This is a genomic window from Paenibacillus chitinolyticus NBRC 15660 (assembly GCF_000739915.1).
Lineage (GTDB): Bacteria > Bacillota > Bacilli > Paenibacillales > NBRC-103111 > Paenibacillus_F > Paenibacillus_F chitinolyticus.
The window spans coordinates 527,332-542,196 of the sequence record NZ_BBJT01000002.1 but is presented as its reverse complement, the minus strand read 5'-3'; the positions used below and the strand labels follow the sequence as shown (position 1 = coordinate 542,196).

16 protein-coding genes and 1 pseudogene are annotated in these 14,865 nt (G+C 43.7%); 14 read left to right on the top strand and 3 right to left on the bottom strand.

Annotated elements, in window-relative coordinates; genetic code table 11:
- Positions 1-9: 9 nt before the first annotated feature.
- Genes opp1B through cntE form a run of 5 tightly spaced genes read left to right on the top strand, consistent with a single transcriptional unit; the run spans position 10 to position 4,624 of the window.
- Positions 10-945 carry a nickel/cobalt ABC transporter permease gene (gene opp1B / locus PCH01S_RS03940; RefSeq protein WP_042227002.1) on the top strand — a complete coding sequence of 312 codons (936 nt, stop codon included), beginning with the start codon at positions 10-12 and terminating at the stop codon, positions 943-945.
- A complete protein-coding gene (gene cntC, locus PCH01S_RS03935; protein ID WP_042227001.1) occupies positions 942-1,835 on the top strand; it encodes a staphylopine uptake ABC transporter permease subunit CntC in 894 nt (297 codons plus the stop codon). Before opp1B ends, cntC begins: the two co-directional genes overlap by 4 nt.
- Positions 1,836-1,842: 7 nt before the next feature.
- Entirely contained in the window at positions 1,843-2,664 is an 822-nt protein-coding gene (gene cntD / locus PCH01S_RS03930) for a staphylopine uptake ABC transporter ATP-binding protein CntD (RefSeq protein ID WP_042226999.1), read from the top strand.
- Positions 2,651-3,394 (top strand): ABC transporter ATP-binding protein, encoded by a 744-nt coding sequence (locus tag PCH01S_RS03925; RefSeq protein WP_042226997.1) that lies wholly within the window; start codon positions 2,651-2,653, stop codon positions 3,392-3,394. The genes cntD and PCH01S_RS03925 overlap by 14 nt, the downstream gene beginning before the upstream one ends.
- A gap of 42 nt (positions 3,395-3,436) precedes the next feature.
- Positions 3,437-4,624, top strand: coding sequence for a staphylopine family metallophore export MFS transporter CntE (cntE, locus tag PCH01S_RS03920; RefSeq protein ID WP_042226995.1), 1,188 nt, complete (start codon positions 3,437-3,439; stop codon positions 4,622-4,624).
- A 45-nt stretch (positions 4,625-4,669) separates the two neighbouring features.
- Here the strand turns inward: cntE and PCH01S_RS03915 are convergent, their stop codons facing one another.
- Together PCH01S_RS03915 and PCH01S_RS03910 are read right to left on the bottom strand one after the other, a co-directional pair.
- Positions 4,670-4,942: a GNAT family N-acetyltransferase gene (locus PCH01S_RS03915; RefSeq protein ID WP_042226994.1), complete on the bottom strand. Its 273-nt coding sequence runs from the start codon at positions 4,940-4,942 to the stop codon at positions 4,670-4,672.
- A gap of 368 nt (positions 4,943-5,310) precedes the next feature.
- Positions 5,311-5,982, bottom strand: coding sequence for a GntR family transcriptional regulator (locus tag PCH01S_RS03910; RefSeq protein ID WP_042226993.1), 672 nt, complete (start codon positions 5,980-5,982; stop codon positions 5,311-5,313).
- A gap of 133 nt (positions 5,983-6,115) precedes the next feature.
- On the opposite strand from PCH01S_RS03910, the gene PCH01S_RS31205 reads away from it, so the two are divergent.
- The 4 genes from PCH01S_RS31205 (at position 6,116) to PCH01S_RS29610 (ending at position 8,578) form a co-directional block, all read left to right on the top strand.
- Positions 6,116-6,241 carry a hypothetical protein gene (locus PCH01S_RS31205; RefSeq protein ID WP_255246823.1) on the top strand — a complete coding sequence of 42 codons (126 nt, stop codon included), beginning with the start codon at positions 6,116-6,118 and terminating at the stop codon, positions 6,239-6,241.
- Positions 6,242-6,674: 433 nt separating this feature from the next.
- A complete protein-coding gene (locus PCH01S_RS03905) occupies positions 6,675-7,922 on the top strand; it encodes an MFS transporter (RefSeq protein WP_042226992.1) in 1,248 nt (415 codons plus the stop codon).
- 190 nt (positions 7,923-8,112) lie between these two features.
- Complete coding sequence (locus PCH01S_RS03900) at positions 8,113-8,373, top strand: hypothetical protein (RefSeq protein ID WP_129112513.1); 261 nt, start codon at positions 8,113-8,115, stop codon at positions 8,371-8,373.
- Positions 8,339-8,578: an RNA methyltransferase gene (locus tag PCH01S_RS29610; RefSeq protein ID WP_084706518.1), complete on the top strand. Its 240-nt coding sequence runs from the start codon at positions 8,339-8,341 to the stop codon at positions 8,576-8,578. The genes PCH01S_RS03900 and PCH01S_RS29610 overlap by 35 nt, the downstream gene beginning before the upstream one ends.
- A gap of 1 nt (position 8,579) precedes the next feature.
- On the opposite strand, the gene PCH01S_RS03895 is transcribed toward PCH01S_RS29610, so the two are convergent.
- Positions 8,580-9,983: a recombinase family protein gene (locus PCH01S_RS03895; RefSeq protein WP_042226989.1), complete on the bottom strand. Its 1,404-nt coding sequence runs from the start codon at positions 9,981-9,983 to the stop codon at positions 8,580-8,582.
- Between the two features lie 251 nt (positions 9,984-10,234).
- Here PCH01S_RS03895 and PCH01S_RS31730 point away from each other — a divergent pair, with 251 nt between their 5' ends.
- The 5 genes and pseudogenes from PCH01S_RS31730 to PCH01S_RS03875 all read left to right on the top strand — a co-directional run bounded on the left by PCH01S_RS31730 (position 10,235) and on the right by PCH01S_RS03875 (position 14,824).
- On the top strand, positions 10,235-10,720 hold the full coding sequence (locus PCH01S_RS31730) for a tyrosine-type recombinase/integrase (RefSeq protein WP_407670191.1): 486 nt from the start codon (positions 10,235-10,237) through the stop codon (positions 10,718-10,720).
- 12 nt (positions 10,721-10,732) lie between these two features.
- A pseudogene (locus PCH01S_RS31725) lies at positions 10,733-11,056 on the top strand (tyrosine-type recombinase/integrase); the annotation flags it as partial.
- 296 nt (positions 11,057-11,352) lie between these two features.
- Positions 11,353-12,459: an ABC-three component system protein gene (locus PCH01S_RS03885; RefSeq protein ID WP_053228641.1), complete on the top strand. Its 1,107-nt coding sequence runs from the start codon at positions 11,353-11,355 to the stop codon at positions 12,457-12,459.
- Positions 12,459-12,971, top strand: coding sequence for an ABC-three component system middle component 2 (locus PCH01S_RS30195; protein ID WP_042226988.1), 513 nt, complete (start codon positions 12,459-12,461; stop codon positions 12,969-12,971). Before PCH01S_RS03885 ends, PCH01S_RS30195 begins: the two co-directional genes overlap by 1 nt.
- A complete protein-coding gene (locus PCH01S_RS03875) occupies positions 12,968-14,824 on the top strand; it encodes a hypothetical protein (protein ID WP_042226986.1) in 1,857 nt (618 codons plus the stop codon). Before PCH01S_RS30195 ends, PCH01S_RS03875 begins: the two co-directional genes overlap by 4 nt.
- Positions 14,825-14,865: the final 41 nt, after the last annotated feature.

Sequence of the window (14,865 nt, the reverse complement as noted above, 5' to 3'; positions counted from 1 at the left end):
GAGATGACTATGGGCAGTTATATCCTCAAAAGATGTTTATTATCGCTCCCTTTGCTTGCGATCATATCCTTTCTGACGTTTGTTCTAAACCATCTGTCTCCTTTGGACCCGGCCGAAGTGGTCCTTCACGCGCAAGGCGTGCCGAATATAACCGAGGAATTGATCGCGGAAACGAATCGGGCGCTCGGACTGGACCAGCCGTTTCTGATCCGTTACTTCAATTGGCTCGTTTCGTGCCTGCAGCTCGATTTCGGCGATTCGTACGTTACGGGGAAACCTGTCTGGTCCTTGCTGGGTCCCGCTTTTCTGAATACTTTAAAGCTGACGTTGGTTTCGATGGCGGCCATTGTTGTCCTGTCCATTGCCCTAGGCGTGCTCTGCGCATGGAAAGAAGGGAAGAGGGTGGACAAATCGGTTAGAGGGGTCTCGTTTTTGCTGACTTCTATGCCGCCGTACTGGCTTGCGTCGCTCATGGTGTGGTATTTTTCCGTCCATTTGGATCTTCTCCCGACAAGCGGCATGGACTCTTTCAAAAGTTACCTTTTACCGGTTGCCGTGATTACGATCAGTTATACCGGCATTTACTTCCGGATCGTCAGAAGCTCCATGATCGGCCAGTTGAATGAGGACTATGTGCTGTACGGCAGGGCAAGCGGTTTGCCTGAAAGGATAATAACGATGCATATCCTAAGAAACTCGCTTCAGGTGGCCATTTCCGTGTTTTGCATGGCCATCCCCATTATTTTGGGAAGCACGGTCGTCGTAGAAAACCTATTCGCGTGGCCCGGGCTGGGGACGTTAAGTGTCAAATCCATTCTTAGCAGGGATTTCCCGATCATCCAAGCTTATGTCCTTGTTTTGGCGGCTGCCTTCGTACTTTTCAATACCTTGTCGGACATGATTCTCGCGGCGATGAACCCCAAACTAAGGAAGGGGATGTCATGAAACGATTTAAATTTATTTGGAAAGACAAGCCGGCTGTTCTATCTTTATTCTTTATCGCCGCAATCCTCGCTGCCGGGATCTTTGCCCCTCTGATTGCGCCTCATGCTCCGGGGGAAGTGCGTATGGATCTTCGGTTTGCGGGTCCGTCGCCGGACTATCTGTTAGGCAACGATCACCTGGGGCGATGTGTTTTATCCAGATTAATTTACGGTATCCGTCCAAGCGTGCTTTGGGTGATGGCTGCCTTGATTCTGACGGTAGGGATCGGTGCCTTTTTCGGATTCATTGCAGGGTATTTCAAGGGAAGAACCGATGCCGTAGTGATGAGAATTTGCGATGTGATGCTTTCTTTTCCGGGTTATGTCATGATCTTGGCCGTGATCGGCATTGTGGGCGCAGGTTTTGAAAATATATTGATTGCGTTTGTATGTCTGAAATGGGCATGGTTTGCCCGTGTCATCCGAACGTCCGTCATGCAAGTTGCCGAAGCGGACTATGTGAAGTTCTCTAAAGCGCTTGGCGCCGGCAGCTTTCAAATTATGATCAAGCATATTTTGCCCGTCTCGCTTTCCGACATTGCCGTTCTGGCAAGCAGTTCTTTCGGTTCCATGATTTTGCAGTTATCCGGCTTCTCCTTCCTCGGTTTAGGCGTTCAAGCTCCGAATGCAGAGTGGGGCATGATGCTGAATGAGGCAAGGGAAGTCATGTTCTCGAAGCCGGGACTTATGTTAGCGCCGGGTTTGGCGATCGTTCTTGTCGTGTCGGCCGTCAACTTTTTGTCCGATGCGCTCCAAGCTGCGTTAGATCCTAAATTACGAACCTCCAAGCAAAACCCGCAAGGTCAGACCATCGCTTCCGGCACGGCGATTCAAGGAAATGGGGTGGCTTAGTCCGGTCATGAATAGTTTAGAAGTGAAAAATTTAAAGGTTTGGGATAACCTGACCGGTGAAGTGATTATCCCGAATAGCTCCTTTCATGTAAAGAAAGGAAGCTGTCTGGCCATCGTCGGAGAAAGCGGAAGCGGCAAGTCTCTGACCTGCAGAGCCGTTATGAGATTGACTAAAGCCAATATCCGCCAATCGGGAGACATTCTGTTCGACGGAGTAAACTTAAGCGAGCTGCCCGAGAAAGAAATGAGAAAAAGAAGAGGAAAACAGCTCTGTATGATTTTGCAAAACGGCATGCGGGCCTTCGATCCCTCTTGTGTTGTCGGGGTACATTTAAAAGAAACGCTTGCCGGACATTTCGGCTGGAGCCGTGACGAAATAACGGCGAAGATGGCCAAAGCGATGGAAAGCGTGATGCTCCAAGATCCGATAGCGGTGATGAACAAGTATCCGCACCAGCTTTCGGGGGGCATGCTTCAACGCGTTATGATTGCGCTGGCTATTGTGTTGGAACCGGATCTCGTGATCGCAGACGAACCGACTACGGCGCTGGATACGATCTCCCAATACGAGATTGTCGAACAGTTGGCGCAGCTCAGGAAGAGAATGGGCTGCTCCATGATTTTTATTTCGCACGACCTGGGTATTGTCCGAAAAATTTCGGATGAGGTGCTGGTTATGAAAGAAGGAGAAGTGGTGGAAAGAGGCTCGACTGCGGCCATTTTCTCTGAAGCACGCCACGAATATACCCGCTATTTGGTATCCTCGAAGCTTTCGCTGAATCATCATTTTAGGAACCTAATGGGAGGCGTCAGCCGTGCTGAGGATTGAGGGTGTCGAGAAATCATACAAAACGGGCGGTTTATTTTCCAAGAAAAAACAAAACGTGTTAACAGACATTAGCTTCGAATGCGGGCAAGGGGAATGTCTGGGCATCATCGGAGAAAGCGGAAGCGGCAAATCCACACTGGGCCGACTGATCATAGGGATTGAGGAGCCGGATCAAGGAACCGTTTTATTCGAGGGAAAAAGGATAAGGGAGCGGAATGCGCGACGGGGGAACATCAGCGCTGTTTTTCAAGACTATACCTCCTCCATTAATCCGTTTTATACGGTTGAGCAGGCTATGATGGAACCTTTGAAGCTGCAAAACAAAGCCCGAAAAGAGGCTTCAGGCAAGATTGATCTGCTGCTGCGTCAAGTCGGACTGGACTCGTCCTATCGAACAAAATACCCCCATGAATTATCGGGCGGAGAAGCTCAAAGAGTGTGCATAGCCAGAGCCGTTTCAACCGAGCCCAAATGTATTTTGCTGGACGAAGCCATCAGCTCGTTGGATGGTTCGGTTCAAATCCAGGTGCTTCAGCTGCTCAAAAGATTGAGGGAAATTTACAACATGGGGTACATCTTCATCACCCATGACATACAGGCTGCCGCCTATATTTGCGACAGGGTCGTTTTCATGCGACAGGGCCGGATCGAAGAAACGGTGAACATCGCACACTTAAAAGACGTTCAATCCGCGTATGCAAAGAAATTATTGCAGATGATCATTACCTAGCGTTATGGGCAGACAGAGAGAATTCGGGAAGGAGCAAGAACGGTGAAAGGAGCTTTGTCCTGGCCTTTTTTGAGGCTGTATATGTTGACTCTGTTGTATTTCAGCGCCAACTCCATTTTAAACGTGATCATTCCTTTGAAGGGCGAATCGCTGGGGGCCACGAATACAACGATCGGGATCATTATGGGGGCGTACTTATTTACAACGATGTTTTTTCGGCCTTGGGCGGGTCAGGTGATTCACAAACACGGTCCGATTAAAGTGCTGCGCACGATTCTAGTTATAAACGGGTTAGCCTTACTCCTGTACACGTTTACCGGGCTCGGGGGATACTTCGCCGCCCGTATGCTGCAAGGGGTCTGTACCGCTTTTTTCTCCATGGCCCTACAGTTGGGTATTATAGACGCGCTGCCGGATAAGGATCGGTCACAAGGCATCTCGATGTATTCCTTATGCGCTTCTATGCCGAATATTATCGGGCCTCTGCTGGCTTTGGGCATGTGGCAAACCGCGGATAGCCGTTATTTTATAGCGGCCATGATCACGATTGCCATACTTACTGGAGTGGTGGGCTATAGTGCAGGGATGGAAAAAAAAGAGGCCGAACCCGCTGCGGGACAGCCCGGGCATGGCGCCAAGATGCTCCATTCGTTCGGCCATCTGGTTAAAAATCCGCATTTATTCAAATGCAGCGTTCTGATGCTGACAGCTTCCCTCGTATTCGGAGCGGTGACAACCTTTATTCCCCTGTATGCCATGCAGATCGAAAACGGCAATGCGGCCATGTATCTGATGATTCAGGCGACGGCCGTAGTGGCCGCCCGTTTTGCGCTTAGGAAGAAAATTCCTTCGGACGGAAAGTGGCATTCGTCTTTTATGATGGTGATTATGCTGATTTTAGCCGCAGGGGCGCAATGTGTAAGTTTTTCCGCAGCGGGAGGAACGGTGTTTTTTTATGTCGGCGCAGGTTTAACGGGCATCGCTCAGGCCCTGCTTTACCCGACCTTGACGACGTATTTGACTTTTGTATTGCCGCAGCATGATCGCAATGTGTTACTTGGTTTATTTATCGCTACGGCCGATTTAGGCGTTTCGCTGGGCGGCGTCGTTATGGGCCCCGTCGCGGACCTTTCTTCGTACTCGTTTATGTACCTGATTTGCGCGATTTTAGGTGTGTCGATGATCTTTTTTGCTTATGATCGGCGTAAGATTTTTGTCGGGTCAAGATGAACTTGAATGCTGGATCAGTTACAAGCTTGCAGGCTCCCAGCGGCTTTAAATCAGCTTCTGATAACTGGCGATATCCGGCCATCTGTCGAACTTGCGGCCGATTTCTTTGAAATGTGCACATTTTTCGTAGCCGAGGGTGGTGTTCCGGTCTTCGATGACATAGTTTCTGTAACGCTTGTCACCTGACAGGACTTGACTCCGCCTTTCATCCGGCGTTAACGTCTCCGTGTGAAACGAAACCGTGGTGTTCGCTACATAATAATTGTAGATAACCAGCACTTCAGGCAGATGGCCCTCTTCGAACGGTGTAAAATGCATGGTTCTTCTTACTTTCCCGTTGTGGGAGATGAGGGATGGCAAGTCCGCGCAGCCTTGTTTAAAAAGCTGTAAGCTTGTTTATTCAGCAAATTTTCGGGAATTCCGCTTACCACACATGTGGAGTGCCTAATATTGATGGTTCGTAATGATTGAGATGTGAAAAGCCGCCAGCTATTAGCGAAGGAGCTTTAAGCGATCGTCTTTGTGTTAGATTCTAAATAAGTGATTCAATAATTCAACTTATATAGCATTGAAAGCAAGTGTTTATAAATAAAAAACCTCTCCAATCGCAAAGTCGTTTCATGACGACAGCTTGTTTGCGATTAAGGGAGGTTTTTTTGTATTTAATCGATTAAGTTTCAACCGTATTATTCATGCAACTGCTTATGAAACTCGTCAAGCGGCCGGGACAGATTCTGCTTGATAATGCGTGCGGCTGTTGCCGAATCGCGATCCTGCAGCGCTTGAATGATTTGTTCATGCTCTTGAACGGCCGTTTGCGTCTGTTCGATTGGATGGTTTAAAAACACATATTTAAAGCGGCGGATATGCAATTGGAGCGAAGAGCAAAAGGACGTGATATACGAATTGTCTGCGATTTCTACAATCAGGTTGTGAAACTCCTCGTCATATTCAAGCGCCTGATACAGATCCTTTTCAAGAATGCACTTCGTAAATGCTTGATTCAATTCCCGCAATTGTTCGATTTGTTCCGGCTGAATCAGTTGGGCCGCCGTCTCGGCTGCCAATGCGTGCAGTACAACGAGGGGGGCGTACGGCTTATAAATATCGTCTTTGTCGATCCGGGTCACTCGCGTATCCTTGCCGGGAAACATCTGGACGAGTCCCTGTGCTTCGAGCAATTGCAGCGCTTCTCTAACCGGCGTCCGGCTCACGCCCAGCGCAGCGGCAAGTTCGGCATCATTGAGCTTTTCGTCAGGCTGCAGCGTGCCGTCAATAATCCATTTTTGCAATTGTGACAATGTCCGATCTTTGGCTGTAGAGCGGACTGGTGTCGAATAATTGTCAGGTATTGGCATTCCATTCATCCTCTTCATCCTTGATAGACAAAAACAACAGTCATTACTCCATAATATTTTGATTTTTAATATATCGCATCTTGCAGCTGAAAGCAATTGAAAGAGCATTAGAAACAGCGCTTAAGGGGCGGCAATGAAAGAGAAAAGAGAAAAAGCTTTATTTTTATCGCAAAAAAAGATTGCGTCTAGAAGATATGCAGAATATAATATGCAATATATTACAACAAAGATTTGTTCTTGTATCGCTCAAACAACATGAAGCAATGATGAGGAGCAGGCAGAGGCTCTTATGTACAGAGATCGGTGCAGAAGCTGAGAGCATCGTCATAACCCTACTGCCAACTCGCCTCGGAGCTATTTCCTTGAACCAGTCAACGATTAGAGGAAATCGGAGTGGCGCACGTTACTGTGCCGTTGATCGGCTGTTAGCCGATTGGAAGTGGCTGTACTGAGTATGCGGAACTATCTGTGTATGCATGCAGCAATTATGGGTGGTACCGCGGAAGAATACTCGCTCCTTTCGTCCCTTATACGCGTGTTGCGTATCTGGACGGCAGGAGTTTTTTAATGGGAGGGGGATGAAGGAGAGAATAATATGATTTTCACAAAAAGGGCTGTATGTCAGCCATCTTAAGAGAATGAGTTTCATTCTCTGGAGTGAGAAGCCACTACTATACGAGGAGAGGTTTGCAATGGCAACAAAAACCATACAACCGGCATCAATTGCCGCGAAGACGATTTATCCCATTTTGCTGACGATCAGCATGATGCATTTATTGAATGATACGATTCAGTTTATTGTCCCGTCGTTGTTCCCGATTTTAAAATCGTCATTGTCCCTAAATTTTGCTCAAATCGGTCTCATTTCACTAATGATCAATTTGACTGCAGCCATTATGCAGCCCCTGATCGGGATTTACACGGACAACAAGGCTAAGCCGATGATGCTGCCGTTCGGCATGCTGTTTACAATGCTTGGCGTCATCACACTTGCTTATGCGCATCAATTTTGGGTTGTCATGTTCGCCGTTATGCTGATTGGACTTGGCTCAGCTATTTTCCATCCGGAGTCGGCACGCGTGTCGTTTCTGGCAGCAGGCGATAAAAAAGGAGCAGCCTCCTCGATTTTTCAATTTGGCGGGTTTATGGGGCAAGCGATTGCTCCAGTGCTGACTGCTGTTTGGTTTGTCGTTACCGGCCAGCAAGGGCTCGTTTGGCTTTCGATCGTGATTGCGGTAGGCTTTTTTGCCCAGTTTTATGTGGCCCGCTGGTATCAAAATCAATTGGTTCCAGCTGATGCTGCCGGCGCCAAAACAAAACAAAGTCAAGTGAGTCCAACCGAGTTATCAACCGGCCGTATTGTGCTTGCGATTACAATTCTTATGATTTTGGTATTCTCGAAAAACTTATATGTTGCGGCGATCAGCAGCTATTATTCGTTCTTTGTCATTGATCGTTTCGGTGTCACGATGGGGCAGGCGCAAATCATTCTGTTCGTATTCCTGGCGGCTAACGTTGTAGGCTTGCTGCTTGGCGGCTTGCTGGCAGACCGCTTTAGCCGGCTGAAACTGATCTGGTTCTCGATCCTGGGCACCGCGCCATTTGCATTGATGCTGCCCTATTCCAATCTGACTTTCTCAATCATCTGGATTTTCTTGGCTGGCACGATTTTGTCATCGTCTTTCTCGGTTATTATGGTTTATGCCAACGAGCTGCTGCCGGGCAAAGTAGGACTTGTCTCCGGGATCTTCTTTGGGCTTGCTTTCGGTTTAGGCGGTGTCGGCTCCGCCATTCTCGGCAACATGGCCGACACAACAAGTATTGATTTCATTATTCAATGCTGCGCTTACTTGCCGCTGTTGGGGCTGTTGACGATTTTCCTGCCGTCGGACAAAAAAGTGAAGAAAGAAGCGCAGCAGGTCTCTGTTGCTCAATCTTAACTTAATTTATGCTGTCCATGATGTCCCGCTCGCCCGGATAGCCGGAAGAAGAAGTTGGCCGGCAGGGCGTGAGGATAAAAAAATCATAACAGGCCTTTACGCTTCCGGCTCGCACCGTTTGATCGATATTAGCGGATGTGCCGTCCAGCATCCTGTCGTTAACCAGATGATTGAGCAGGTAAAAGCCAGTATGACGGAATTGCAGATTCCCGCTTATAATGAACGTACACGAGAAGGTATGGTGTGGACAGTCGTCGCCCGTGTCGGCGAAGTGACGGGGCATGTACAGCTTACAGCTTACACTCATAACCGCTACGGACTGGCTGCCGGATTCCAAGCAGTTTGTGCAGCGTATTCCTTCGAGGGATGCGCCGAGAAGCTGCTGCCGGAATGGGTCGGGCGCTGCATCAAGCCCGATGTCGTTGTCGTTGACCCGCCGTGGAGGTTGTGAACAGTCGCTGCTGCAAGCCATTCTCCAAGCCAGGCCCGCGCGGCTCGTGTACGTCTCCTGCAACCCGGCCACTCTGGCCAAGGATTGCGAAACGCTGCTCCGCGGCGGCTACCAGATCGAATGGGTGCAGCCGGTGAATATGTTTCCACAGATGACGCATGTGGAGTGCGTAATATTGATGGAATGGAGGGGCGAGCCTAAATAGGCTACGCCTCTTGTTTTAGTGGGTTTTGGAAGTTGTAACTGATTTCGATTGAACCGTCTTCATGAACGTCTACACAGTTAATCATCTTGTGAATCATGTCCCTCAGGATTTCCTCGTTGCTTACGTCTAGCGAGGCGAACTTCATTAACTCCGCCTTGAACGCCGATACTCGTGATTCTGTATCGTGTTCGTGAGCAATTTCTGTTTGAAGTCGCGCCGCTCGTTCCTCTAAGGCTTGGCGTTCGTTCTTGACTGCCACAGAACAAGCATTGAACATGTCCGTATCAATATCGCCGCTTGTCCATTTCCTTGTAAGCTGAACAAGTTCCTTATCCAATTTGCTGATTTCACGTTGAAGCTTTTCAAGTTCTTTAACAGCGTTGTTTTTCTTTATTCCTGCTCGTTGGATTGTCACGTCAACTAACGATTTCATGTTCAGAGAGTTTTCAAGTAAGTCCTTTAGATGACTGAGTACAACCTGCTTTAGAGCGTCATGCTTGATGATATGGGAGGAACACTTTTTAGACGTGTTCTTCTGATAGGTTGCACAGACGTAGGATTTACGGTCATTCCTAAAATTCATCCCTGCTCCGCAATCCACACAAAACGCCACCCTTGCAAATAACGATTTGCGACCTCTACCCCTGAACATTCGCGCAGCTTTTTGCTTCATTTTCTCCTGAACGGCTTCAAACTGTTCACGAGTAACGAGTGGTTCGTGATGGTTAGGAACGACTATCCATTCGCTTTCATCAATCTTATGCCGTTTCTTGTAGCCGTTGTCTTGAAGGAATTTCTTATCTTTACTGTCAACCTTAGAGCGTCCTTGAACCAAGTCGCCAGTATAGTGACGGTTAGTTAGAATCAGACGGATAGAAGAATCATGCCACTTTTTTGAGTTCTTTCTTGATGGAAGCACACCTAATTCATCATTCAGGTGGTTGGCAATTGCTTGAACACCCATTCCTATGTTCAGGTATAGGTCAAATATCAACTGGACGGTTGGGGCATGAACGACACTAGGAACTAACTTTCCCGGCTTTACTTTGTCGTAGCCGATGGGCGGCGTTCCATGAAAGATTCCCTCTTTAGACTTTACAGCAATTCCCCAACTGATGTTATAAGATGTATCTTCACTTTGTCGCTGATTGACCGCTGAAATGACTGATAAAATCAATTCATCATCAATCATGCCTTCCCTAGATGAAAACACTTCAACCTTATGGCTATGAAGCGTTCTAACGATGTTTATTGAATCGGGTGTATCTCTTGAAAGCCGAGATAATGCTTTGATTAGAACTACATCAAATAGACCTTTTTCAGCATCGTGAATGAGTCGTTTTAGACTTTCACGCCGCGCCATACTACGACCAGTTATACCCTCATCAGCGTAAACGTCTACCAATTCCCAACCTTCTACCAGTGTATTGAAAAAGGATATTTAGAGTTAGATTACGACATTGAGATGTATTGGGTTACAAGAGAACTGGAGTTTGAACCTGTTAATGAAAATGCAGAGCAGAAAAAGAATCTAAAGTTGCCTTTTATAAGCTAGTCCTAGTAAGGTATATGAAACTCGTATTGTGGAGCGTAGTATTATACGCTCTTTTTTTTTGCGTAGAATTATTTGAGCCCTTTTTACGGGGGGAGATAAGCATGTTAGACCAATTTATCAATGAAGGTTTACGGGGGAAGAGTGAGGCAACGGTAAAGACTTATCGCCATGCTCTGCAACAGTTCAGCCAGTGGCTTGATGGTTGCGGCACTACTTTAGAGCATTTCAGCCGTACTGACGTTCAGCAATACGTTACATACATGGCAAGCAAGAAGAAGACCGCCGCTACCATTAACAAGGTCTATAACGCCATTAAGAAGTTCTGTCGGTGGGCTAAGAAATTAGATTGCATTGAGGAAATTCATATCGTCAAAGCCCCCGACTACAAGCAAACCGCCCCGAAAGTCCTTGACAGGCTTGAGCGGAAGCGGCTTGAACGAGAAGTAGACAGAAGCGGAAACAAACGTAATTATGCCATAATCAAGACTTTACTTCATACGGGTTTGAGGGTATCTGAAATAGTAGCCCTAGACAGGTCAGACGTTGACCTAAGCGAACGTAAAGGAGAGTTAAGGGTTAGGGCTTGAAAAGGCAATAAAGCCCGTACATTGCCCCTTGACGTTGATACAAGGTGGGCTATTAGAAAATACCTTGAGGAACGGTCAGACGATAACGAAGCCCTGTTCATTAGCAACAGAGACAAGCGAATTAGCGTCAGATGCGTTCAGCATCTTTTAGAGCAACATGACCTACACGCTCATCAACTACGCCACACGCTCATCACAGGGCTTGTTAGGGCGAATGAGGATATAGCGGTCATACAATCCCTGAGCGGTCATAGTTCAGCAGACATGATACTGCGTTACTCCAAGCCCACTGAGGAAGACAAGCTAAAAGCCATTGAGGGTCTGTACAATGAATAATTTATTTTGTGCTACCTTTTAGAGGGTAGCACTTTTTATGTTTTAGATCTTCCCGGCAGTTTATTAGATGCCACCCGGTAACGAATGATTTCGTTTTAGTTATTGAGATAGAGTTTGTCTTCGTCAAACGCACACCAAATTTTCTTGAATATTGTTGTACGTACAGAATCTATTTTATAGACAACCCGACTCTCTTACCTCCCTAAGAACTTTAATATTTCATAATCTTTAATAAAATAGAGAGGAATTTTATGTTATTATTTGGATATCAAATAGATTAGGTTCGGGTGGTTATTATGATAGAGCTAGAGAATAATATGATAGATATCAATGAGCCAGAAGTCAAAACTAAGTTGTCAAATACGGATTTACTATTAGGAAAAGCTATAGAGCCGATTAAAAGATTGCAGGTTATCTCTGACAAAGATTTTGAAGACCTTGTTAGAGAGTGGTCATGCGACTATTTAAAAGATAAGTACGTGAAAGTAAGAAGATGCGGCGCGGCAGGGGATATGGGCAGAGATGTTATCGCATATGTCGAATATGAAAAAGGCAAGAAATTAGTTTGGGATAATTATCAATGCAAACATTACAACTCCCCTTTATCTCCAAGTAAGATATGGATCGAGCTTGGAAAGTTATGCTACTACACTTACAAAAAAGAATACTCAGTACCAAGGAAATATTATTTTGTAACACCAAAAGGTATTTCAACTACCCTTTCTAATTTAATCGACGATCCTCACAAACTAAAGAAGCAATTAATTTCAGAATGGAACGATAAATGTCGAAGTAAAATTACTTCGGGAGCAAATATAGAATTGACTGAAGATTTACTCGAATATGTAAAGAACTTTGACTTTTCAATCATTGATGATATTGATCCGCAAGAATTAATAGAACAACATTCACAGACAAAGTACTTTTATTATAGATTCGGTGGAATTCATAAAACACGTCCTGAACCTGTTAATCCACCTGAGAATATAAGTGCAAGTGAATTGCTTTATGTTAGAAAATTGCTTGAAGCGTATTCAGATAACCACAAATCTACAATAAGGGATACCACAGAACTCTCAGAGCATTATAAATACAATTCCCACTTTAACAGACAAAGAAAATGCTTCTATTCCGCTGAGTCTCTAATGAAATTTGAGAGAGATACCCTTCCTCCAGGTGTAAATGCTTTTGAGGATCTAAAACAGGAAGTTTATGATGGGGTGATCGACATCATAGAATCAGAACATACTGATGGATTTGAGCGAGTAAAGGAAGTTTGTAAAGCCGCGCGAAGCCTAAATATGCCTAGTTACCCATTGTATAATTCAATAAAAGGAAATGATTTAAATGGTTTATGTCATCATTTAGCTAATGAAGATAAGATAAGTTGGGTGGAACAATAATGACCATTAACAATGAAACTACTGAATCTAGTAGCATTAATTCATCATTTGAAATTGGTTTGAGAGCCCTTACGATACTAGCCGTAACATCCCCTGTAAGTTTAGATTTACAACGACTTATTTATTACGATTACTTAGTTATACATACAAAGGATGTTGGAGCGGTAGATAGTCCACCTTCGTTACATCCAGATACTCCTCACAGGTCTGGTGGCATAATAGTAAGAAGAAAAGCTATGCAAAAAGGTTTAGAACTAATGTATAGCAAGAGCCTTATAAATATTATTTTTGATGAAAAAGGTATTAGTTATTCCGCTTCTGAATTAACAAAACCCTTTCTAGATTTATTTGAGTCAACTTATAGTAAAAAACTACAAAACAACGCTTTATGGGTTGTAGGATATTTTTCTGGATACTCAGAAGAGGAAATGAAATTTTTCATTGAAAGAAACATAGATAACTGGGGCGGAGAGTTCATGTATGAAGCGTTTGTTAGGGGTGGTATTGAGTGACAACAAAAGGTTTCTTTCTAACAAAATTATGTTTATTGGGCAAAAATGAATTAATGACTGAAATAGAGTTCAAAAAGGGTCTTAATGTCATTATGGGGCCAACAAATACAGGTAAATCGTTTCTGTTTGAATGTATTAATTTCATGTTAGGTGGGAAAGACGCTCCTGAACAAATTGATGAGATTGTTGACTATGAATACCATACTATCTTCTTGGAGTTAGAAAGTAATGATGGTCTGAAGTTTACATTTGAAAGGCAACTTTCTGGAGGGAACTTTAAAAAATATAACTGCCCTATACATGAGTTGACCACTGAATCAAAGTTTCAAAACCTATCGCAGAAACATAGTGAGAAGAAAGAAAGTATGTCGAAATTCTTAATGTCACTAACGGGGTATAAAAACACTAATTTATTTATCAAAACCAACAAGAATAATAAGTTGAGACGATTTACGTATAGAAATTATAATGATTTCATTTTAATAGATGAAGTAAAAATAATAGCAAAAGAATCACCAGTACATTCAGACAATAACAAGACCAAGACCGCGGAGGAAGCGGCGTTTAGACTTATCTTAACAAATAAAGACGATAGTGAATTATCAGAAAATGTAGTAGCAAGCAATTCGGGGTCTGTGTATACTGCCCAAGTTGGATTGATTGATAGGTTGATTAACGATTTGGAATTGAACATTTCCAATTTAACCCCATTGCAATCTGAAGTTGATTTAGATGCGATTATTAAAGGGTTAACCTTAAAAAGAAGTGGAATTAGTTCGGAGATTGAAAAATTAACTGATTCTAGAAAAAAATTGTGGAAGAACATCCAACAAGATGAATCGAAGTTGTTATCTACATATGAATTATTGAAAAGATTCCTATTGTTGAAAGACCAGTACGAAACTGACATGCAAAGGATAAATTTTTTAATAGAGGGAGATCACTTTTTTTCTTTACTAAATTATGAAAAATGCCCACATTGTAATCAAACTCTTACTTTAAATAATGGGGAACTAGCTTGTTCACATCTGGAAATAGAACAGAAGAAAGAATCATATAAAATCGAATTACAAAAGTTATTATTTCATTTAGAGGATTTAAACAGCACTATTGAATCAATGAATGAGGAAGTATCTTCGATAAATACTAAATTAGTAGATGACAAAGAAGATTATAATAAATTAAGTAAAGTATTAGACGAACAATTAGAACCTGAAATTTTGATAATAGAAGAAGAACTTCAGGGTATACTAAAAAATCAGAAAACAATTAATGAAGTGGAACAAAAGAAACATACATTAAATAAACTGCTTGATGAGAAAAGGAATATATTGGATTTAATAGGATCTGAGCCTGATACAGGTGCAACTTCTGAACAATTACTAGATTATACTAAATTCTACGATGATCTTTGTGAAAGCATTAAGTATTTTTTGACTGGTTGGAAATATCCTGGTTTCGAGAGTGTAAAATTTGATGTTAAACAAAAAGATATTCTCATATCTGGAAAAGCGAGAAGATTATTCGGTAAAGGATATCGTTCAATTTCTTACAGCGCTTTTGTATTAGGGGTAATGAAATATTGTAATTTAAAAGACCTCCCCCACCCAGGGATCGTAATTCTCGACTCGCCAATAACTTCATATAAAGAGGAAGACGGTGATGAAGATAAAACCTCAGATGATTTGCAATCAAGATTTTTTGAGTTTTTGGCAGAGGTAACTCTGAATAACCAAGTTATTATTCTCGAAAATAAAAAACCTTCAGAAGAAGTCATAAAGGAGATTAATTTTATTGAGTTTACCAAGAGTCACTCTAGGGGTAGGTACGGCTTTATTAGAACGAGTAATTAGATAAGCTTAATTAATTTTGATTTTGATCATAATAATATATT

Coding starts and splice junctions, on each gene's coding strand:
- opp1B (WP_042227002.1), top strand. CDS start 10: ATGGGCAGTTATATCCTCAAAAGATGTTTATTATCGCTCCCTTTGCTT.
- cntC (WP_042227001.1), top strand. CDS start 942: ATGAAACGATTTAAATTTATTTGGAAAGACAAGCCGGCTGTTCTATCT.
- cntD (WP_042226999.1), top strand. CDS start 1,843: ATGAATAGTTTAGAAGTGAAAAATTTAAAGGTTTGGGATAACCTGACC.
- PCH01S_RS03915 (WP_042226994.1), bottom strand. CDS start 4,942: ATGCATTTTACACCGTTCGAAGAGGGCCATCTGCCTGAAGTGCTGGTT.
- PCH01S_RS03910 (WP_042226993.1), bottom strand. CDS start 5,982: ATGCCAATACCTGACAATTATTCGACACCAGTCCGCTCTACAGCCAAA.
- PCH01S_RS31205 (WP_255246823.1), top strand. CDS start 6,116: ATGAAAGAGAAAAGAGAAAAAGCTTTATTTTTATCGCAAAAAAAGATT.
- PCH01S_RS03905 (WP_042226992.1), top strand. CDS start 6,675: ATGGCAACAAAAACCATACAACCGGCATCAATTGCCGCGAAGACGATT.
- PCH01S_RS03900 (WP_129112513.1), top strand. CDS start 8,113: ATGACGGAATTGCAGATTCCCGCTTATAATGAACGTACACGAGAAGGT.
- PCH01S_RS29610 (WP_084706518.1), top strand. CDS start 8,339: ATGTCGTTGTCGTTGACCCGCCGTGGAGGTTGTGAACAGTCGCTGCTG.
- PCH01S_RS31730 (WP_407670191.1), top strand. CDS start 10,235: ATGTTAGACCAATTTATCAATGAAGGTTTACGGGGGAAGAGTGAGGCA.
- PCH01S_RS03885 (WP_053228641.1), top strand. CDS start 11,353: ATGATAGAGCTAGAGAATAATATGATAGATATCAATGAGCCAGAAGTC.
- PCH01S_RS30195 (WP_042226988.1), top strand. CDS start 12,459: ATGACCATTAACAATGAAACTACTGAATCTAGTAGCATTAATTCATCA.